This is a genomic window from Sphingomonas astragali, from assembly GCF_051400615.1.
In the GTDB taxonomy this organism is placed as follows: Bacteria; Pseudomonadota; Alphaproteobacteria; order Sphingomonadales; family Sphingomonadaceae; genus Sphingomonas.
Window position 1 is genome coordinate 1 of sequence record NZ_JBLFFH010000012.1, and the last position, 797, is coordinate 797.

The window sequence follows — 797 nt, forward strand, 5'->3', positions numbered from 1 at the left end:
CCCATGCGCGCGGCAAACGCGAGTTTGGTGGCCGGGATCGCCACTGATCCGGCCGTGATCGCGCCATAGGCGAGGTTCGCCGTCCGCGCGTCGATCCGCCCGGGATCGCCGCTGGCGAGGTCCGCCACAGTCGCTCGCGCATAGCCGACCGTGCGCGATCCGGCGTTCTCGTCGCGCAGCACGCTGTCCAGCGCACCGACCGCGCTGCGCACGCCAGTACCGGCCATCGCCATGGCCTTCTGCTGGTCGAACACCGCCGCCGAGCCGAACCGCATCAGCCCGGCGCCGGTGCCGGCGATGCCTTCGATGCTGTCGAGCGCCCATTGCCCGGCGCCGCGCATCGGCCCGGAGACCCATGGATTGCCTCGGGCATGGCCGTCGATCGTCAGGTCCATTCCTCGCACGATCACCGGCCGGACGTAGTTGTAGTAAGCGCCCTTGCCACGATCGAGCACATAGTTGACCGCCGCATCGGCCCGCTGCGGCAGGCTCTCGGCGAAGCTGACCACCTGGCTGACCCGGTAGGCGATCTCGTCCATCGTCGTCCACGGCCGGCCGGTCACGATGATGTCGGGTCCGTCCGGTCCCAGCGAGGAACCACCGACCATCGGCGAGTTCGCCCGGATCGCTCCGGCGGTCGCCACACCGCTCGCACTCGACACCCGCGCCGCCACCAGCGTGCCCAGAGTGGCCCCGATCGCATCGGGCAGCACGGCGATGATGTTGTCGCCGAAGTCGGTGCCCTTGATCAGGCTGCGTGCCGCCGCGCCCGCGAGCGCGCCGGCGGTGCCGGCGAG

At 71.0% G+C, this 797-nt stretch carries 1 protein-coding gene; it reads right to left on the bottom strand.

The annotated features are described in order from the left end of the window. Positions 1-797, bottom strand: a 797-nt coding sequence (locus ACMGER_RS18165) for a hypothetical protein (RefSeq protein ID WP_436813589.1), incomplete at both ends; no start/stop codon positions are given.